Below are 19,050 nucleotides of genomic sequence, written 5' to 3'. Positions count from 1 at the left end.
AAATGCCCGTCGCGGGCAATGCCGAATTGCGGATGGCTTCGTCGCAAATCGCCATGCCGCACGCATGGCTCGCCGCTCGCCTCACGCCCAGATCGCCAGGGGAATGCCCAAACGGTCGGCAAGCGGCGGGTCGGGAAACGGCTTTGCCTCGCCGCCGGCAATGCGTCAGCATCATCGCTGCGGCGTCGAGGAAATCGTCGGCGGCAGCACCGCGTGGCGGCGGCTGGTCAAGGAAAGCTCTGGTATAGCCGTGCCGGCAGAGCAGTGCCTTGCGCTCTTCCATCCCGGCAGGATTGACTGCGCCCTTGATCTTCTTCGGCAGCGTCATCGGGTTCGCCGTTCAGCCGGCAGAAGGCCACTTCGGGGTGCGATTCGCAGACGCGGCGGCGCAGTTCCGGACGCACAATCAGCAGCGCGTCGATCTCGCGGATCTTGGCAAATATGCCGAAGGCCTGGATCGAGACGCCGCGTGGCGGATCGGAGGTCGCCTTGGCCACCTCGCTGGCGCGCCGATGCGCCTCATACCAGGCCTCGACCGTGGTGAAGTCGCTGATGTCGGCGTAGAGGGCCGCGCGGGACGGGATAGAGAAGACGCTGGATTGCCGTGCTCCGAGCATTGGCCGTACCAAGGTCTCCGGCCCGCGCCCGCCTCTTTGCGAGACGTCCGGCAGGCCGATCGGCATGTCGACGACCACTGTCGCATCGGCGGGCAAGGCGTCGAGCAGGGTCGCAAAGCTGGGAAAGACGCGGACTGACGGCGCGGCATCCAGATCGCGGCGGACGGCGATCCAGCCGGCCTTGCAGCCGTCGACGCCGACGACCAGGGTCGAGGTCACGCCCGGCGGTCCCGCCCCGGATGGGTGAGGTGGCGCAGCTGCACCATCGCCATCGGGTGCGACAGGCTCTGGGCATCGGTTTCAAGCTGCAGCTCGTCGCCGCCACGCTTGGCGGTTCGCGCCAGGATTTCGTAGACGGCGGCGGTGGTCGATTGCAGCGCCTTGATCGGCGGCTGCCCCGACAGGATGCGGGCGAGGTAGACGGCCGCAGTCAGGTCGCCGAGGCCATTCGGCGGCTTGTCAATGAGGCGGTGTTCGGCCAGCAGCGCCTGGGTGCCGTCAAGCAGCAGATTGCCGGTGCCGCCGGTCATCATCGACTGTGCCGACGTCACCAGCATTGTTGACGGTCCGGCATGGAGGGCGGCCGAGATCACCGATTTCAGATCGGGCAAAGGCGCACCGGCCATCCACTCCAGCTCATAGCGGTTGGGGGTGGCGATGTCGGCGATCGGCATCAGCCGGTCGCGCATCGCGGCGGCCGTCGGCTCGGGCACATAGAGCCCGCCGGAATCGCCCATCACCGGATCGCATATATAAATCGCGTCCGGCGTCTTGGCCTTGACCGCCGCAACCAGCGAGGCGACGGCCTCGGCCTGGCCGGCCTCGCCAAGATAGCCCGACAGCACCGCGCCGACCTCACCCAGCCAGGGCGCGCGCTCGAGATCGGCCATCAGCGCCTTGAACTGGTCGAGCGGCGGCACGATGCGCGTGGCGCGGCCATGGCCCGGATGCCAGGGCAAGATGACCGTCGGTACCGCCCACACGGGAAAGCCCAGCGTCTCCAGCGCAAACACGGCGGCGCGGTTGCCGACCGAGCCGCGGGCGACATGGCTGGAAATGACGATGACCGCGCGCGGCGCGTCGGCTTTTTCGCGGTTCATGGAAAATCCTAGATACGGATAATTTTTCGTTGAATCGTCATCCTGATCTATCTCTTTGGTTGGAGGATGATCTCCGGACAAAACGGTTCCCGTTTGTCCGAGAAAACCGGTTCCCACTTTTCAGGATCATGCTCTAGCTGCCCCGGGAGACGTAGTACACGAGCCAGATCAAAAGGCCGAGGGCGACGATGAGCCCAAGTGCGCGACCGATGCGGGTGCCCCAGACCTCGATCGGATCGGATCGGTCGGCCTCCGCTGCGGTAACATGATCGCGCGCGCCTTTCGCTGCCCGTGACACCAGCGATGCGCCGCCAAGGCCGCCCTCGTTCGCCACGCGCTCGATAATGCGGCGCGATTCGCTGTCATCGTCGTGGCGTTCCGCCATGATCCTGTCCTGTTTGCCGGGAACCATACCGTGTTCGCGCGATCAATCACAGGGCCTCGCCGGCGCATGAATGCGCGCCAGGAATGCGCGCCAGCGGCAGACATTTTCTTGAGCGCGGATTGTGCTAATGCTTCGCATGCAACTTCTGTCGAGGGACCTCACCATGTTTGCCCAGCGCCTTGCCTTCCCTTTCCGCAGTCTGCCGGCCGTGCTGATGATGGCCGTCGTGCTGCCTCTGCTCGCCGGCTGCGGCTTCAACACCATCCCGACGGCGGAGGAAAACGCCAAGGCGGCATGGAGCGAGGTGCTGAACCAGTATCAGCGTCGGTCCGACCTCATTCCCAATTTGGTCGAGACGGTGAAGGGCTATGCCTCGCATGAAAAGGACACGCTCGATGCGGTGGTCGAAGCGCGCGCCAAGGCGACGCAGATCACGGTGACGCCGGAAACGCTGAAGGACCCCGAAGCGCTCAAGAAGTTCCAGGATGCGCAATCAGGGCTGACCAGCGCGCTGTCGCGGCTGATCGCGGTGTCGGAGGCCTATCCCGACCTCAAGGCCAACCAGAATTTCCTGGCGCTGCAGGCGCAACTCGAAGGCACCGAGAACCGTATCGCCGTGGCGCGGCGCGACTACATCCTGGCGGTCAAGGATTACAATCTGACGCTGAGGACCTTTCCGTCGGTGCTATGGGCAACCTTCTGGTTCCGCAGCAACGAGCCCTTCGCCAACTTCACCGTCGAAGAAGACAAGATGCAGCCGCCGAAGGTCGATTTCGGCACGAAGCAGGGCGGGTGATGACGTCTGGGTGAGCTTGGCCTTTGCCAGCCTTGCGTTCCTTCACACCCCCCTCTGTCCTGCCGGACATCTCCCCCTCAAGGGGGGAGATCAGCTGTCTTCTGTCCTTGCGCCAAATATCAGCGTTGCCGGCTGAGCGTCGGCAGCGAGATTGCCAATCTCCCCCCTCGAGGGGGAGATGTCCGGCAGGACAGAGGGGGACGCGAAGGAACGCCAACCTTGGTGTTCTTCTCGCCTTTCTGGCCGTCTTCCTGCCCCTCACCGCCTTCGCCGCCGACCTCCCCGCGCTGACCGGCCGCGTCGTCGATAACGCCAGCATTATCGACGCGGGAACCAAAGCCGCGCTCACCCAGAAACTCGCCGACTTCGAGACAAAAGGCTCCGACCAGATCGTCGTCGCCACCATCCCCAGCCTCGACGGCGAGGAGATCGAGCCTTACGCCAACCGGCTGTTTCGCTTCTGGAAGCTCGGCCAGGCCAAGGAAAATAACGGCGTGCTGCTGCTGGTGGCGCCGAACGACCGCAAGATGCGCATCGAGGTCGGCTATGGGCTGGAAGGCACGCTGACCGATTTGCACACCAAGCTGATCATCGAAAACGACATGGTGCCGGCGTTCCGCGCCAGCGATTTCTCCGGGGGCATTTCCAAGGCCGTCGACGACATGGTGATGGTGCTGGAAGGCAATCCGGAGGAATTGGAGGCGCGCGGCGAGCGCAACCAGAAGCCGCCCATCAATACCGACAATCTGTTCTTCGGCGTCTTCATCAGCATCTGGGCAATCATCTTCTTCGGCAGCATGGCCGCCTCCATCCTGCCGCCGATCTTCGGCCAAAAACTCGGTCCCGGCCGCTATCGCTGGCTCGGCATGACATTCGAGCCGGGCCGGCGGTCGTCCAGCGGCGGCTGGTCTTCGGGCGGGGGCGGCTGGTCGTCGGGTTCAAGCGGTGGTGGCGGCTTTTCCGGCGGCGGCGGTTCGTCCGGCGGCGGCGGCTCCTCGGGAAGCTGGTGACGAGATGACAACACGCATCGCCAATCCCTGGCATGGCCGCTTCGCCACGATGACCGGCGCTGCCTTGCTGGTCTTGCTCGTCAGCTTCGCGGCGCTGGCGGCGGAACTGCCCGCCCTCACCGGTCGTGTCGTCGACAATGCAGGCATCATCGATGCCGCGACCGAGGCGGCGCTCACCCAAAGACTGGCCGATTTCGAGACCAAAGGCTCCGACCAGATCGTCGTCGCGACGGTTCCCAGCCTCGACGGCGAGGAGATCGAGCCTTACGCCACCCGGCTGTTCAACGCTTGGAAGCTCGGCCAGAAGGCCAAGAACAATGGCGTGCTTCTGCTGGTGGCCGTGAACGACCGCAAGATGCGCATCGAGGTCGGCTACGGGCTGGAAGCCACGCTCACCAACCAGCACGCCACACGGATCATTGAAGGCATGGTGCCGGCCTTCCGCGCCGGGGATTTCTCCGGCGGTATTTCCAAAGCGGTCGACGACATGATCATGGTGATTGAGGACAGTCATGGTGGTTGAGGGGAACTGGTGACGGCATGACAGTACGCGTCTTCAATCCGCCAAGACCTGGCCGCGCAGCCGCGACGATCGGCATCGCGCTGTTGACGATGCTCACCATGCTGTTTGTAGCTTTGGCGGCAGACCTGCCGGCACTCACCGGGCGGGTGGTCGACAATGCCGGTATTATCGACGCCGCGACCAAGGCGGCACTGACGCAGAAGCTCGCGGATTTCGAGACCAAAGGCTCCGACCAGATCGTCGTCGCCACGATCAACAGCCTCGACGGCGAGGAGATCGAACCCTACGCCAACCGGCTGTTCCGCTTTTGGAAACTCGGGCAGGCCGGCGAAAACAACGGCGTGCTTCTGCTGGTGGCCAAGAACGACCACAAGATGCGCATCGAGGTCGGCTACGGGCTGGAAGGCACGCTGACCGACCTGCACACCAAACTGATCATCGAAAACGACATGGTGCCGGCGTTCCGTGCCGGTGATTTCTCCGGCGGCATTTCCAAGGCCGTCGACGACATGGTCATGGTGCTGGAAGGCAACCCGGAAGAGCTGGAGGCGCGCGGCAAGCGCAACCCGGCCGACCGCAGCACGCCCATCGATCCCGTCGTCGCGGTCTTCCTGATCCTGTGGGCGGCGATGTTCTTCGGCGGCCTGGCGATGACCTTCCTGCCGCCGATCTTCGGCACCAAGCTGTCGCCGGGCGTGTATAAATGGCTGGGCATGACCTTTCGCTACGGCCAGGGGCCGAGCGGATCGTCCTCGGGCTCCAGCAGCTGGACAACAAGTTCGTCGTCGGGCAGCGGATGGTCATCGGGAAGTTCGGGCAGCAGCTGGTCTTCGGGCTCAAGCAGCGGCGGCGGGTTTTCAGGCGGCGGCGGTTCGTCTGGCGGTGGCGGGTCTTCAGGGAGCTGGTGAGAGAAGATGGCAACACGACCGATCAGCCCACAGGACCATGAGCGCATCGCCACCGCGATCCGCGCGGCCGAGGCCAAAACCGACGGCGAGATCTACTGCGTCGTTGCGCATGCCAGCGACGGCTATTTCTTTCCCGCCGCCTTCATGGCGACATCAGGCATGCTGATTGCCAGCCTCGCCGTCGCTTATGGGCTGGAAGCCTGGTGGCTGTCGATCCGGCTGCCGCATTTCGTCATTGTCCAACTGCTGGCACTGGCCTCGGTGTTGGTGCTTTTGTGGGCGCTGCCGGGCTTGCGCATCCATCTGGTGCCGCGCCGGCAGCGTTATCAGGCGGCACATCACAATGCGCTCAGGCAGTTCCTCGCCCGCAATGTCCACCGCACCACGGCGCGCACCGGCGTGTTGGTCTTCGTGTCGATCGCCGAGCGTTATGCCGAAGTGGTCGCCGATTCGGGCATCGACAGCAAGGTCGGCCAGCATGTCTGGGACGGCGTGGTGCGCGATCTCCTGCAGCATGCCGGTGACGACCGGCTCGCCGACGGCTTCGTCAAGGCGATCGGGCAGGTCGGCGCGGTGCTGGCCGAGCATTTCCCGGTGACGTCGGGCGACGCCAATGAGCTGGACGATCATCTCGTCGAGATCTGAAGAGCCTGCACGCGCTACCCGGACGGACGCCTGACCGCGCCGGCTGGGCGCGTTTTCCAGGCAGGCTTTGCCCATTGTCAGCAGTGTCGCGATCGGCTGTGAGAAAGCGGTCGGCGGGCTGACCTCGAGTCTTGCAAATGGCCGATGCGGGTTTATGGTTAACAAATCATGAATACGCTGAGCATCGACATCAGGAAAGCCGAACCGCGCGACGCCGGCGCCATTGCCGACGTGCACCAGCTGGCCTGGGAGGGCGCCTATTCCGGCATCATCCCGCATCGCTCGCTGACCTCGATGATCAACCGCCGCGGCGCCGACTGGTGGGCCAACGCCATCCGCCGCGCCGCCACCGTTCTGGTGGTCGAGATCGGCGGCACCATCGCCGGCTATGCCACGATCGGCAAGAACCGCGCCCGCGAGCTGAAGCAACAGGGCGAAATCTACGAACTTTACCTGCGTCCGGAATATCAGGGCATCGGGCTCGGCAGCCGGCTGTTCAAGGCGGCGCGGGCGCGGCTTGCCGACCACGGGCTGAAGGGAATGGTGGTGTGGGCGCTGGAAGACAACCAGAACGCACTTTCCTTCTATGCCGGCGCGGGTGGCCGTGACGTCGCCGAAGGCGTCGAGATTTTCGAGCAGAGGGCGCTCAAGAAGGTCGCCTTCGTCTGGGAATGACCGGCCTCGGTTACAAATCATCATAAACCGTGCGCTTCCGTTAGCGCTTCGCACCAATCGCCGCATTGCACCATGCCGCGCCGCCCGCTATCGATCTTGGACATCGAGAGAGGGATTTAAGCCATGCGAATCGAAGCCATTGCCATCGGAAAGAACCCGCCCGAGGACATCAACGTCATCATCGAGGTGCCGATCGGCGGCGAGCCGATCAAGTACGAGATGGACAAGGAGGCCGGCACGCTGTTCGTCGACCGTTTCCTGCATACGTCGATGCGCTACCCCGGCAATTACGGTTTCGTGCCGCACACGCTGTCGGGCGACGGCGACCCGATCGACGTGCTGGTCTGCAACACGCGCGCGCTGGTGCCGGGCTGCGTCATCAATGTGCGGCCGATCGGCGTGCTGGTGATGGAAGACAATGCCGGCCAGGACGAGAAGGTCATTGCCGTGCCCTCGCCGAAGCTGACGCTGCGCTACGAAAACGTCACCGAATACACGCAGCTGCCCGAGATCACCCGCGACCAGGTCCAGCACTTCTTCGAGCACTACAAGGATCTCGAGCCCGGCAAATGGGTCAAGATCGAAGGCTGGCACGATTCGAAATACGCCAAGAAGATGATCGTCGACGCGATCGCACGGGCGAAGGCGGCGAAGTAGCGCCGAGAGAGGCCTGCGTCTCGTTCAAGTAAGCGGCAAACGCCAGCGCGAGGCACCCCCCTCTGGCCTGCCGGCCATCTCCCCCTCAAGGGGGGAGATCGGATGTCGCAACGGCTTTCGTCAATTTTCAGCGCCGAAAGAAAAGCGCCGCCAGCGAAGCTGCCAATCTCCCCCCTTGAGGGGGAGATGCCCGGCAGGGCAGAGGGGGGTGCCTTGCACCCACGTGGCTAGTTATCCACCCGACCAAACGCCGGCACGTTGCCGATGACGGTGTGCTTGTCCTTGCCACAGGCGAAACTCTTCGCCTTTTCGTCCGCCAGCTTGCGCGCCTGGTCGTTGGCCTGAGGGTTGCCGGTGGCGAGCACGAGGCCGATGGTGCAGCCGTCGCGGGCTTCCATCTGGGCGACCTTGGCGACGAGCAGCACTTCGGTCGGCTTGTTCTCATCCTCGGGATTGCTGATCGAGCGGCGGTGGATCACCGCGAAGGGAACGGCAACGTCGCCCTTGGTCTCGATGCGCCATTCGACCTTGGCGCCGGACGAGTTGAAGCCGGAAAAGCTCTCCCAGACCGAGGTCATCTCGCCGCCGGGCGGAAACCCGTAGAATAGCGATTCACGCGCATCGTCGTAGGCGATCAGCACGGGATAGCCGCGATAGCCGGAGCAGGCGAGTTCGGCCCAGTCGCCATCGCCTTCCTCGGCCTGCGCATAGGTCACGCAATCCTTTTGCGAGTCGAGGTCGGTGTAGACGCTGGATATGCCATCGGCATGGGCTGCCTGGCAGAGGGCGGCGAGGGCGAATGGAACAAGCAGCAGGGTTCGCATGCGGACTTTTCCCTTGAGGTTGGCCCCAGCCTATCGCCAAATTTGCGGCCGGCCTAGCGTGCCAATCTCAACGTTGGCGCCGCCCAAATCGCCCTGCCGGGCAATTCTCCCCCTGAACGGGAGAAAGTGGCCGGCTGCGCCGCTGGCGACAACCTTGCAACGCTGGCAATTGGCGAAATCGTGATGAGAGCGTTCCTCGCCCCATTTCCGGGAAAGGATGCCGGCAGGTGAGGGGCGGCGCCAACGTTCGAAATGTTATTTCTTCAAGCTCGCCTCGATCAGCAGGTCGGCGTTGTGGGCGACCGCCGCCGCCGGGCCTCCGAGGCCGAAGAGCTGGCCACTGATATAGGCGCCTTCGATCAACAGCAGCAGGCCGTCGCCGAGCGTGTCAGGGTCTTTAGCGCCCATCGCTGCGGCCATGGCGCGCAGGCGGTGGCGCAACTCCTGCTTGTTGGCCTCGCTGACGACACGCGCCGGATGGCCATGTTCGGGATATTCCACCGCCGCGTTGGTCATGCCGCAGCCGCGATAGTCCGGCCTTTGCGTGCGCTTGCCGACGCGAGTCAGGAAAGCCCTGAGCTGTGCGCGCGGGTCGCCGGGGTGGGCAGCCACGGCTTCGTCGAAACGCTCCCAATACTCACGGTCATATTGCCTGAGATAGGAAGCGGCGAGCTCGTCCTTGGAGGGAAAGCTGCGGTAGAGGCTGGGCTTGGTGACGCCGGCGCGCTTGACGATCTCGTCGACGCCGATCGCCCGGATGCCGCGGCGGTAGAACAGGTCGTACGCCACGTCGAGGATTTTCTTGGCAGCCTTGGGCGGTGCCACTGCATGACCGTCCTTGATGGTCAGTTCAAAATTTTTGTCCGTTGGCATGGTATGACTCGATTGACGTGTTACCGATCGGTACGTATACAGGTCCTCACCCTGCAACGTACCGGTCAGTAACATGATAGCTCAATCCCGTCCGTTTGGCCAGCGCTACGCTTTCGTCGTGGTTGGCGTCATCTTCCTCTGCCTGTTGATCGCGGCCGGGCTTCGTTCCGCACCCTCGGTGATGATGCTGCCGTTGGATAAAAGCTTCGGCTGGGGGCGCGATACGGTTTCGATTGCCGCCGCGATCGGCATCTTCCTTTACGGCCTGACCGGGCCGTTTGCCGCCGCATTGATGGAGCGTATCGGCTTGCGCCGCACGCTGCTTGCCTCGCTTGTGATCATGTCGGGCTCGACCGCGCTCAGCCTGCTGATGACCGAGCCATGGCACCTGTTCCTCACCTGGGGCGTGTTTTCCGGCATCGGCTCCGGCGCGGTCGCCACCGTGCTCGGCGCCACCATCGTCAACCGCTGGTTCAAGACCAATCGCGGCTTGGTGATGGGGCTGATGTCGGCCTCCAGCGCCACCGGCCTCTTGGTGTTCCTGCCGCTGCTGGCATCGCTCGCCCAGTCGGGCGGCTGGCAGCCCGTCGCTACCGCCGTCTCGATCGCCACCGCCTGTCTTCTGCCGCTGGTCTGGCTGTTGGTTCCGGAGCGTCCCGCTTCGATCGGCATGGTGCGCTATGGCGCCGGGGCCGATGACGTGCCGCCGGTATCGCCGGCATCGCAAGGCAATTTCCTGGCGCATACGCTCAACACGCTGCGCCGCGCTGCCGGCACCCGCGTCTTCTGGTATCTGTTCGCCACCTTCTTCATCTGCGGCTTCACCACCAACGGGCTGGTCGGCACGCATCTGATCTCCTTCTGCGGCGATATGGGCATCCCCGAGGTACAGGCCGCGGGCCTGCTGTCGCTTATGGGCATTTTCGACCTGATCGGGACGACGCTCTCGGGCTGGCTCACCGACCGTTTCGACCCGCGCAAGCTGCTCGGCGTCTACTACGGCATTCGCGGTCTGGCGCTGATCTATCTGCCCTATTCCGGCTTCTCGGCGACCAGCCTGATCATCTTCGCGGTGCTCTACGGTCTCGACTGGATCGCCACCGTGCCGCCGACGCTCAGGCTCGCCAACGAGGCCTTCGGTGACCGCAGCGGCCCGATCGTGTTCGGCTGGATCGTAGCCGGCCACCAAGTCGGCGCCGCCACCGCCGCCGCCTTCGGCGGCACCATGCGCGAATTGCAGGGCAATTACGAACTGGCTTTCCTGATCGCCGGCATGACGGCGATCGTGGCTGCGTGTCTGTCGCTGCTGATCAATACGAGCAGGCCGGCTTTCGATCCGGAGCCGCAAGCGGCGTAAGGCGCGGTACTAATCTCCCCCCTCAGGGGGGAGATGGCCGCGAAGCGGCCAGAGGGGGTCCGTGCGACCGGACTCAGCCTCTTGCGCAGAGGTCGGCGCTCCAAGCGAGGCGACCCCCTTCTGTCGCCTTCGGCGACATCTCCCCCCTCAAGGGCGGAGATCACCTGTCGATTGTTATCAAAGTTTCATCTTCCCGGGATGTGGCTGAAACATTGAAGCTGGAGCTTGCTGGCACCGTTCGAAGCCATCAGGAGACAGCCATGAACAAGATCTCGTTGACCCGCCGCGCTTTCGTCACCTCTGCCAGCGCCGCCGGTCTGCTCGGCGCATCGGGGCTCGCTTTGCCCTATTATTCGCGCGCCAGCCAGCGCCCGGCCTTCACCCATGGCGTCCAGTCCGGCGATGTCGATTCCTCGAGCGGCATGGTGTGGACGCGCACCGACCGGCCTTCGCGCGTCATGTTCGAAGTGTCGTCGACGGAAAACTTCGCCAATGCGACGCGGCTGGCGCCGCTCGATACCTCGCCGGCCAGCGACTTCACGGTCAAGCGCCTGCTTACCGACCTCGCCTCCGACCAGGATATCTTCTACCGGATGACTGCCGCCGACCTGTCGGATATCAACGCCGTTTCCGAACCGATCGTCGGCCGTTTCCGCACAGCACCCGCCTCGAAGCGCGACATAAAATTCGCCTGGTCGGGCGACACGGCCGGCCAGGGCTGGGGAATCGATGAGACCGGCATGAAAACCTACGCCACCATCGCCAGGCACACGCCGGATTTCTTCCTGCATTCCGGCGACACCATCTATGCCGATGGCGCCATGAAGGACGAGGTAGACCTGCCTGGCGGCGGCAAGTGGAAAAACGTCGTCCTGATCGACGGCAAGCGCAAGGTGGCCGAGACGCTGGATGAGTACCGCGACCAGTGGAAATACAACATGATGGACAAAAACGTTCTGGCCTTGAGCGCCATCTGCCCGACCTTCTACCAGTGGGACGATCACGAGGTGCTGAACAACTGGTCGGATTCGAAGAATCTCGGCGCCGACAGCCGCTACACCGAAAAATCCATCCATGTGCTCGCGGCGCGTGCGGCGCGCGCCTTCCATGAGATGACGACGATCCGCTACGAGCCGTCCGAGCCCGGCCGCGTCTACCGCAAGATCGCGCATGGGCCGCTGCTCGACGTGTTCTTCCTCGACATGCGCTCCTATCGCGGCCCGAACGGCCCCGACATGCAGGAGGACATGACGCCGCAGTCACGCATGCTGGGCGAACAGCAGACGAAATGGCTGAAGCGCGAGCTGACGAATTCCAGGGCGACCTGGAAGATCATTGCCGCCGACATGCCGCTCGGCCTCGTCGTCTGGGACGACGGCGCCAAGAAGGTCGGCGCGGAAGCCATCAGCAATGGCGACAATGGCCTGCCCAAAGGCCGCGAGCTCGAGATCGCCGACCTGTTGCGCTACATCAAGACTGCCGGCATCACCAACACGGTCTGGTTGACCGCCGATGTCCACTACACGGCGGCGCACTATTACAACCCCGACAAGGCGCGGTTCCAGGATTTCAATCCTTTCTGGGAATTCGTCTCGGGCCCGATCCACGCCGGTACCTTCGGTCCCAATGATTTCGACATGACCTTCGGCCCGGAGCTGAAATTCATCAAGGCGCCGACCACCGAACAGGGCCAGAACCTGCCACCCTCGGCCGGCCTGCAGTTCTTTGGCCTGGTGGACATTTCAGGGGCGACAGAGCAGCTGACCGTGCGGCTGATGGATCGCGACGACATCGAGCTTTACAAGGTGACGCTCGATCCGGTGCGGTCGGCGTAAGCCTTTGGGCCGGTGCGAAGGATCGCTATGCCTGGAATGGGCAGCCGTCAGTCCGGGTAGCAAACCGTCGGAATCTTCGGCCACACCGCGCTGTCGCAGCCTGCAACCCGCTGCCTCTGCTTGAAAGAGGCGCTGACCGGGCCGGTGACCACGGGGTCGACGCCATCAGGGGCGTCGGCAAACATCTGCTCGGCCGTCCGGTCGGGCGACGACGCCGGATTGGCTTCCTTCACCGTGGCGGCCGATTGAGCGGCATTGGCCGCCAGCACGGCAGCGAATGCGACCGAAGCGATGAGGGGCCAAAATCGGTTGAGTTTGTCGGTCATGAATTTCGAACTACCCGGGCCCAGAAAGGTTCCCGCCTTGGTTAACAAAACCATCTCACACCGAGATGCTTAAGATTTGATGAGTATTTGGTGGTGCGCCTCCTCTTTCGCAATTGCGAAAAACCCTGTATGAGCCGCGCAACCGAAAGAGGCGGCGCCTTCTGGCCTGCTGCCTGCAACGCTCCCGAGACCACAAAATGAAAATTCGTAATATCGCGATCATCGCGCACGTCGACCATGGAAAAACCACCCTCGTCGACCAATTGCTGCGGCAATCCGGTTCCTTCCGCGACAATCAGCGCGTCGCCGAGCGCGCCATGGATTCCAACGACCTCGAAAAGGAACGCGGCATCACCATCCTGGCCAAGGCGACCTCGGTCGACTGGAAGGACACCCGCATCAACATCGTCGACACGCCCGGCCACGCCGATTTCGGCGGTGAGGTCGAGCGCATCCTGTCGATGGTGGATTCGGCGATCGTGCTGGTCGACGCCGCCGAAGGCCCCATGCCGCAGACCAAGTTCGTCGTCGGCAAGGCGCTCAAGGTCGGCCTGAAGCCGATCGTCGTCATCAACAAGATCGACCGTCCGGACGCCCGCCACGTCGAAGTGGTCAACGAGGTGTTCGACCTGTTTGCAGCGCTTGACGCCACCGACGAGCAGCTCGACTTCCCGATCCTCTACGGTTCTGGCCGCGATGGCTGGGTCTCGGAAAATCCGGAAGGCCCGAAGGACCAGGGCCTGGCGCCGCTGTTCGACCTCGTCATCAAGCATGTGCCGGAGCCGACCGTTCATCCCGGCCCGTTCCGCATGATCGGCACCATCCTGGAAGCCAATCCATTCCTCGGCCGCATCATTACCGGCCGTATCGAGAGCGGCACGCTGAAGTCCAACCAGGCGGTCAAGGTGCTGCACCATGACGGCACCCAGATCGAAACCGGCCGCATCTCCAAGATCCTCGCTTTCCGTGGCCTCGAGCGCCAGCCGATCGAAGAGGCGCAGGCGGGTGACATCGTCGCCATTGCCGGCCTGTCCAAAGGCACCGTCGCCGACACGTTCTGCGACCTGGCGGTGACCGAGGCGTTGCATGCGCAACCGATCGATCCGCCGACCGTGACCATGTCTTTCCTGGTCAATGATTCGCCGCTCGCCGGCACTGAAGGCGACAAGGTGACCAGCCGCGTCATCCGCGACCGCCTGCTGCGAGAAGCCGAAGGCAATGTCGCGCTCAAGATCGAGGAATCGCCCGACAAGGATTCGTTCTTCGTTTCCGGCCGCGGCGAATTGCAGCTGGCCGTGCTGATCGAGACGATGCGCCGCGAAGGCTTTGAAATCGCCGTGTCGCGTCCGCGCGTCGTCATGCAGAAGGGCGAGAACGGTGAATTGCTGGAGCCGGTCGAGGAAGTCGTCATCGACGTCGACGAGGAGCACGCCGGCATCGTCGTGCAGAAGATGTCGGAGCGCAAGGCCGAGATGGTCGAGCTGCGGCCTTCGGGCGGCAACCGTCAGCGCATCGTCTTCCACGCGCCGACGCGCGGACTGATCGGCTACCAGTCGGAACTGTTGACCGACACGCGCGGCACCGCCGTGATGAACCGGCTGTTCCACGCCTACCAGCCCTACAAGGGCGAACTGCCGGGCCGCACCAACGGCGTGCTGATCTCCAACGAACAGGGCGAGGCAGTGGCCTATGCCATGTGGAACCTCGAAGACCGCGGCCCGATGGTCATCGACCCGGGCGTCAAGGTCTATCAGGGCATGATCATCGGCATCCATAGCCGTGACAACGACCTCGAAGTGAACGTGCTGAAGGGCAAGAAGCTGACCAACATCCGCGCCGCCGGCAAGGACGAGGCGGTGAAGCTGACGCCGCCGATCCGCATGACGCTGGAGCGCGCGCTGGCCTGGATCCAGGACGACGAGCTGGTCGAGGTGACGCCGAAGACCATCCGCCTGCGCAAGCTCTATCTCGACCCGAACGAGCGCAAGCGCTTCGAGAAGTCGGCCAAAGTGGTCGGCGCGGCGTAACGGTTTTTGTTTTGGCGAGATGGGGACGACCCAACCCATCGTCTCGCCGAATGGGACAGGCTTCCCACTGGGAGCAGCCTGGCGCCCAGCCAGCCCAGCGGTGTCTCTTCAAAGGACCACAGCGGAAGCTCATAGTGTCATGATATTCTCGTTCCTCTCACTCCTCCGCACGGTATGCTAGCTGTGGGTGGAGGCGAGGAAACGGGTGTGCGAAATGCCGTTCGGGATTTCGTGCGGAGTCTTATGCAAGACGACACGCGGCGAAGGCTCGCAGCCCACAAAAAGCTTGTTGGATTTGGCAACGCGGCACTGCCGGCGATCGAGTATGAGCTGGCAAAGATCGATCTGGGTAAGGTTTCCCATCGCGAAGTTTCAACGGTTGTGGCGGGCCTCGCTACTGCCCTGCACGATATTAACGAAGATGCATCTCGACGATATATTTCGGATTCGCTTGCAGGACCGATAACTCCCCTTATGCGCGCTGCGCTCCGCAGCATCGTTCGCTTTGCGATGGACGACTGGCTGCGGTCTTCAGTTGGCGACATCACTGTTCTGGAGCATGGCAAGCTCGACAGTGGTTTGGAGGCGGCGCGGCACATTGGCCACTGGCTTGCAAATGTACCTGCAGCCGATCTGATTGGCATTTCGCGAATCTATATAATCCCGGAAATCCCCGAACCCGAGTTCGCCGGCACTTACCTCCAGACAGTATCGGTCATCGAGATTGTCTGGCGACGCCCATCCAAACATTGGATTGGCAACGCATTTCGCAGATTCATGATCGAGAAAACGCTCTATCACGAAATAGGCCACCATGCGCTGCAGCATGTCGAAATGGGACAAGACCCCGATCAGGAAAAGCAGGCAGACCGCTACGCATGGAAAATGATGCGCAGGGCACATCCCAATCTATGGATGCTTACTTTTCCTCTGCGGTTCCTTGGCGCGTCTGAACGACGGAAAAATGCCAAGGAGTTGGAAGCCGTATAGGATGCGTTTCGAAAGGTCGGCCAAGGTGGTCGGTGCAGCTTAAGGGCGCGCAATGAGCGACAAACTGGTCACGGCTGCGGTATTCGACAATCGGCCCGAGGCCGCGGTCTGCATATCGATGCTTCAAGCCTACGGGATTTATGCATTTTCGGCGCATCTCGATACGAGCGGGCAAAGCCTGACCCATGTGCAGGTCGCCGACAGCGATCTCGAAGCGGCCAAGGGTTTGATCGCTTCGACCTCTGAAGAGAGCGATTAACCCCTGGCCGCAGCGGCTCATCCTCCGGCCGCCGAGATGATGACTTCGCGATCCGCTTCGCCGGCTAGGTCGATGCGGATGGTCGTCCCCTCGCGAGCCGGCTTGCGCAAAGCCTTGGCTCCCTCCGGAAAGACGGTCAACACCAGCTTCTCCTCCAGTGCCTGAAGCCGCGACCGCGAGATGCCGAGTTCGCCGGCGAGCAGACGGTCGAGCCGCAGCGATGTCGGCATTTCCAGCCCAAGCCTGATTTCAAGCGCGGCTGCGGGTCGGCCTTCGCCGCCGAGCCGGTGTTTGTGAACGGCGACATCGGGAAACTCTTCGACGCGGCCGACCCGGTTTCGCAAAGCCACGACATCGAAGGCATGGCGGCGGGCGAGGGCCGGATCGTTGCTTTCGAGCGCTGCCAGCAGCGCGGGTTCGATGTCGCGGCGGTTGCAGCGTTCGAAAATGCCGAAATTCCACGAATTGTCGCAGTCGATGCAGCGATAGATCAGCCAGACATCAATGCGTTTGCCATTGGCGTTGACGCGGAATTTGTCGCTGCAGCGATAGGCTTTCACGGCGCCGCAGCGGTTGCAGTGGATCAGGGGTCGAGGTGCGATTTCGGGCGCGATTGCCCAGTGGATAGCGAGATGTTGGGACAAGCCGGAAGACCTTCCAGTGTGGAAGTTCTTCAGGCCGGCAATGGCGAGATGCCCATGCGGGCACGGCGTGGCGAGAGCTAGCTATGTCGGAAATCAGCTGTCACGGGCGGCAAAGCGCGCGACAACGGTTCAGCAGTGCCAAACCGGTCTCGAACCGCCGCCTGAGGAACACGTGAAATGGAGCAGGCACCGCTTAATGCGGCGCCCTGCCAAGTGTGATCAGGGGAGTTGGCGAGACCGGCGGTTACTGAGGCAAAATGAAGCTCGAAATGAATGTCGGGACGGTTCTTCTAGCGGCAAGATGCCGAGCGGGCAAGGTTCATAGGGTGTCTCGCCCTGCTCAGGCGAAGGCGATCTGTACCTTCATCGATTTGTTGCGGTCGCCGGCGATCTCGAATGCCGCAACCGCCTCGTCCATTGGATAGATGCCGGTCAGCAGCGGCTTAACGTCGACGCGACGGTTGTTGATCAGATCGACGGCCAGCGCGAACTCGTCGTGGAAACGGAAGGAGCCGTGCATTTCGATCTCCTTGGCGACGATGAGATTCTGAGGCAGCGACATGTCGCCGCCTAGGCCGAGCTGCACGAGCACCCCGCGCGGCTTCAGCACATCGAGCCCGGCTCGCACCGCGCGCTCATTGCCGGAGCATTCGAACATGACGTCGAAACTGCCCTTCTCGACATTGTAGCCAGCGAGCTTGTCGGCATCTGTGGCGACATTGATGGTGCGGTCGGCGCCGATCTCGTTGGCCTTGGCCAGAACCGCGTCCATGACATCGGTGACGACGATCTCACGCGCGCCGTGGACACGTGCGGCAAGGATGCTGAGCGCACCGATCGGCCCGCAGCCGGTGACCAAGACCCGCTTGCCGAGCAGCGAGCCGGCGCGGTTGACGGCATGCAGCGTTACCGCGAACGGCTCGGCAAAGGCGGCTTCGTTGATGGAGACATGGTCGGCGATCTTGTGGCACTGCCAGGCCTCGGCGACGAGGCGCTGGCGGAAGGCCCCCTGTATGTGCGGCATCGGCATGGCGCTGCCGTAGAATCGCATGTCGAGGCATTGGTTCTGCACGCCCTGCAGGCAGTATCGGCACGCATTGCAGGGCCGGCTGGGCGAAATAGCGACGCGGTCGCCGACGGCGAGGCTGGAGACGCCGGCGCCAAGCGCCTTCACCGTGCCGGCGACCTCATGTCCGAGGATCATAGGCTCGCGCAGGCGCACCACGCCGAAGCCGCCATGATTGTAGTAGTGCAGGTCCGAGCCGCAGATGCCGCCGGCCTCGACCGATATTTCGACCTGTCCGGCGCCAGGCGCGCCCGAATCGGTCTCTTCGATGCGCAGGTCTTTTGCGGCGTGGATGACGATTGATTTCACGGCCGCGATCCTTTCTCAAACCGCTGGCACGGGCAAGTCCGATCTCCGAAATGTGTCGCGTTCGTTGGCTCATCAGGCAGAGGGGTGCCAAATTGACGCCGATCGGATATTCTTCGCCATCCAACGCTCGAAGGCTCCGTCATGCACCTCACCTCGCTCCTGATCTTCGCCGCCGCCTTGTTCGTCGCCGCCGGTTCGCCCGGACCGTCGATCGCCGCACTGGTTGCCCGCGTCATCTCGAAGGGCTTTCGTGACGTGTTTCCGTTCCTGCTCGCCATGTGGATCGGCGAGGCCATCTGGCTGTCGCTGGCGGTGTTCGGGCTGGCGGTCGTGGCGCAGACCTTCCATTTCGCCTTCGTCGTCGTGAAATGGATCGGCGTCGCTTACCTCACCTACCTCGCCTTCAAGATGTGGACCGCACCTGTCGACGCAAAAGAAGGCGAGATGCCGCGCGAGGATTCGGCGACAAAGCTGTTCTTTGCCGGCATGGCGGTGACGCTCGGCAATCCCAAGATCATGATGTTCTATCTGGCGCTGCTGCCGACGATCATCGACCTCGCTTCGGTGAGTGTCATCGGCTGGGTCGAACTGACGGCGACGATGGCGGTGGTTCTGATCGCCATCGATCTCGCCTGGGTCGTCGCGGCCTCACAGGCGCGCAAACTGTTGAAGAGCAAGCGTGCGATGAAGATCGCCAACCGCATCAGCGCCACGACGATGGCCGGCGCTGCCGGGGCCATCGCGGCGCGATCCTGACCGCCTTTCTATGGGAACCTCAAAGCTAGACTTTGTCCAATAGATCCATGCTATCAGACGTGCCAACTTTCCAGCCGGCGAAGCATCCCAAAACGCCACAGGCCGCGCATCGTACGCCAACATACAGCCAGCGAACGCCGTCACGTTCCGGGTAGATGGAAAACCCGACGCCGATGTTTGCAGCTTCGGAGCCGCACTCGGTGCACGCCCATCGTTCCGGCTGGGCTTCGTCCCAAAATTCCGCACTGTCGCAGATAAGATGCTCGGATCCGCAGACCGTGCACGTTCGTCGCGCCACACCCTCGTCATCGTCGGCATCGAGGAGAAACGAGATGGAACCGCACTTGCAGCGGGCGAGCCTGAAGTCATGAACCTCGGCGTTGTCGGCGCCATAGGCTTCCAAGTATTCTCCGATGTCAGTGGGCTCGCTGCCAACCCACCACTTGCCTGACGTATCTATCGTCATTG

20 protein-coding genes and 2 pseudogenes are annotated in these 19,050 nt (G+C 63.1%); 13 read left to right on the top strand and 9 right to left on the bottom strand.

Annotated elements, in window-relative coordinates; all coding sequences use genetic code 11:
* Positions 1-81 precede the first annotated feature (81 nt).
* From AC3EML_RS02570 to AC3EML_RS02560, 3 genes and pseudogenes are all read right to left on the bottom strand, one after another.
* A pseudogene (locus AC3EML_RS02570) lies at positions 82-836 on the bottom strand (DUF429 domain-containing protein).
* Positions 833-1,717: a pyridoxal kinase PdxY gene (gene pdxY / locus AC3EML_RS02565; protein ID WP_023688841.1), complete on the bottom strand. Its 885-nt coding sequence runs from the start codon at positions 1,715-1,717 to the stop codon at positions 833-835. The pseudogene AC3EML_RS02570 and the gene pdxY overlap by 4 nt, the downstream one beginning before the upstream one ends.
* Before the next feature lie 133 nt (positions 1,718-1,850).
* Positions 1,851-2,102, bottom strand: coding sequence for a hypothetical protein (locus AC3EML_RS02560; protein WP_023693217.1), 252 nt, complete (start codon positions 2,100-2,102; stop codon positions 1,851-1,853).
* A gap of 163 nt (positions 2,103-2,265) precedes the next feature.
* Between AC3EML_RS02560 and AC3EML_RS02555 the strand changes: the two genes are divergently transcribed.
* The 7 genes and pseudogenes from AC3EML_RS02555 to ppa all read left to right on the top strand — a co-directional run bounded on the left by AC3EML_RS02555 (position 2,266) and on the right by ppa (position 7,316).
* Positions 2,266-2,898: a LemA family protein gene (locus AC3EML_RS02555; RefSeq protein ID WP_023681434.1), complete on the top strand. Its 633-nt coding sequence runs from the start codon at positions 2,266-2,268 to the stop codon at positions 2,896-2,898.
* Positions 2,899-3,137: 239 nt separating this feature from the next.
* Complete coding sequence (locus tag AC3EML_RS02550) at positions 3,138-3,908, top strand: TPM domain-containing protein (RefSeq protein WP_352520879.1); 771 nt, start codon at positions 3,138-3,140, stop codon at positions 3,906-3,908.
* A gap of 49 nt (positions 3,909-3,957) precedes the next feature.
* Positions 3,958-4,413: pseudogene (locus AC3EML_RS02545) on the top strand (TPM domain-containing protein); the annotation flags it as partial.
* A 35-nt stretch (positions 4,414-4,448) separates the two neighbouring features.
* On the top strand, positions 4,449-5,339 hold the full coding sequence (locus tag AC3EML_RS02540) for a TPM domain-containing protein (RefSeq protein ID WP_352520798.1): 891 nt from the start codon (positions 4,449-4,451) through the stop codon (positions 5,337-5,339).
* Between the two features lie 6 nt (positions 5,340-5,345).
* Positions 5,346-5,984, top strand: a complete 639-nt coding sequence (locus AC3EML_RS02535; RefSeq protein ID WP_023668621.1) for a TPM domain-containing protein — start codon at positions 5,346-5,348, stop codon at positions 5,982-5,984.
* 168 nt (positions 5,985-6,152) lie between these two features.
* Positions 6,153-6,659, top strand: coding sequence for a GNAT family N-acetyltransferase (locus tag AC3EML_RS02530; protein WP_023688843.1), 507 nt, complete (start codon positions 6,153-6,155; stop codon positions 6,657-6,659).
* Between the two features lie 123 nt (positions 6,660-6,782).
* Complete coding sequence (gene ppa, locus AC3EML_RS02525; RefSeq protein ID WP_023668623.1) at positions 6,783-7,316, top strand: inorganic diphosphatase; 534 nt, start codon at positions 6,783-6,785, stop codon at positions 7,314-7,316.
* 227 nt (positions 7,317-7,543) lie between these two features.
* Here ppa and AC3EML_RS02520 read toward each other — a convergent pair whose 3' ends face one another.
* Both AC3EML_RS02520 and AC3EML_RS02515 read right to left on the bottom strand, forming a co-directional pair.
* Positions 7,544-8,140, bottom strand: a complete 597-nt coding sequence (locus AC3EML_RS02520) for a hypothetical protein (protein WP_023712049.1) — start codon at positions 8,138-8,140, stop codon at positions 7,544-7,546.
* 255 nt (positions 8,141-8,395) lie between these two features.
* Positions 8,396-9,013, bottom strand: a complete 618-nt coding sequence (locus AC3EML_RS02515) for a TetR/AcrR family transcriptional regulator (RefSeq protein ID WP_352520799.1) — start codon at positions 9,011-9,013, stop codon at positions 8,396-8,398.
* Positions 9,014-9,086: 73 nt separating this feature from the next.
* Here AC3EML_RS02515 and AC3EML_RS02510 point away from each other — a divergent pair, with 73 nt between their 5' ends.
* The gene (locus tag AC3EML_RS02510) at positions 9,087-10,370 is read left to right on the top strand and encodes an MFS transporter (protein ID WP_023835196.1); all 1,284 of its coding nucleotides are present in this window, start codon (positions 9,087-9,089) and stop codon (positions 10,368-10,370) included.
* A 260-nt stretch (positions 10,371-10,630) separates the two neighbouring features.
* On the top strand, positions 10,631-12,205 hold the full coding sequence (locus tag AC3EML_RS02505; protein ID WP_352520800.1) for an alkaline phosphatase D family protein: 1,575 nt from the start codon (positions 10,631-10,633) through the stop codon (positions 12,203-12,205).
* Positions 12,206-12,252: 47 nt separating this feature from the next.
* Here AC3EML_RS02505 and AC3EML_RS02500 read toward each other — a convergent pair whose 3' ends face one another.
* A complete protein-coding gene (locus AC3EML_RS02500; protein ID WP_245262865.1) occupies positions 12,253-12,531 on the bottom strand; it encodes a hypothetical protein in 279 nt (92 codons plus the stop codon).
* 197 nt (positions 12,532-12,728) lie between these two features.
* On the opposite strand from AC3EML_RS02500, the gene typA reads away from it, so the two are divergent.
* The 3 genes from typA (at position 12,729) to AC3EML_RS02485 (ending at position 15,807) form a co-directional block, all read left to right on the top strand.
* Entirely contained in the window at positions 12,729-14,558 is a 1,830-nt protein-coding gene (typA, locus tag AC3EML_RS02495) for a translational GTPase TypA (RefSeq protein WP_023681424.1), read from the top strand.
* A 243-nt stretch (positions 14,559-14,801) separates the two neighbouring features.
* Positions 14,802-15,548, top strand: coding sequence for a M48 family metalloprotease (locus tag AC3EML_RS02490; RefSeq protein WP_023704967.1), 747 nt, complete (start codon positions 14,802-14,804; stop codon positions 15,546-15,548).
* 52 nt (positions 15,549-15,600) lie between these two features.
* Entirely contained in the window at positions 15,601-15,807 is a 207-nt protein-coding gene (locus AC3EML_RS02485) for a hypothetical protein (protein ID WP_023688850.1), read from the top strand.
* A gap of 17 nt (positions 15,808-15,824) precedes the next feature.
* Here AC3EML_RS02485 and AC3EML_RS02480 read toward each other — a convergent pair whose 3' ends face one another.
* Together AC3EML_RS02480 and AC3EML_RS02475 are read right to left on the bottom strand one after the other, a co-directional pair.
* Positions 15,825-16,451 (bottom strand): DUF1062 domain-containing protein, encoded by a 627-nt coding sequence (locus AC3EML_RS02480; protein ID WP_023830138.1) that lies wholly within the window; start codon positions 16,449-16,451, stop codon positions 15,825-15,827.
* Positions 16,452-16,791: 340 nt separating this feature from the next.
* Positions 16,792-17,826, bottom strand: a complete 1,035-nt coding sequence (locus AC3EML_RS02475; RefSeq protein ID WP_352520801.1) for an L-idonate 5-dehydrogenase — start codon at positions 17,824-17,826, stop codon at positions 16,792-16,794.
* A gap of 141 nt (positions 17,827-17,967) precedes the next feature.
* On the opposite strand from AC3EML_RS02475, the gene AC3EML_RS02470 reads away from it, so the two are divergent.
* Complete coding sequence (locus tag AC3EML_RS02470) at positions 17,968-18,582, top strand: LysE family translocator (RefSeq protein WP_023818262.1); 615 nt, start codon at positions 17,968-17,970, stop codon at positions 18,580-18,582.
* 25 nt (positions 18,583-18,607) lie between these two features.
* Here AC3EML_RS02470 and AC3EML_RS02465 read toward each other — a convergent pair whose 3' ends face one another.
* Positions 18,608-19,048, bottom strand: coding sequence for a hypothetical protein (locus AC3EML_RS02465; RefSeq protein WP_023736823.1), 441 nt, complete (start codon positions 19,046-19,048; stop codon positions 18,608-18,610).
* Between the last annotated feature and the right edge of the window lie 2 nt (positions 19,049-19,050).

Source organism: Mesorhizobium sp. P170090 (genome assembly GCF_057786115.1).
Note: the sequence above shows the minus strand (reverse complement) of the source record. Positions and strands in the feature narration are given on the sequence as shown.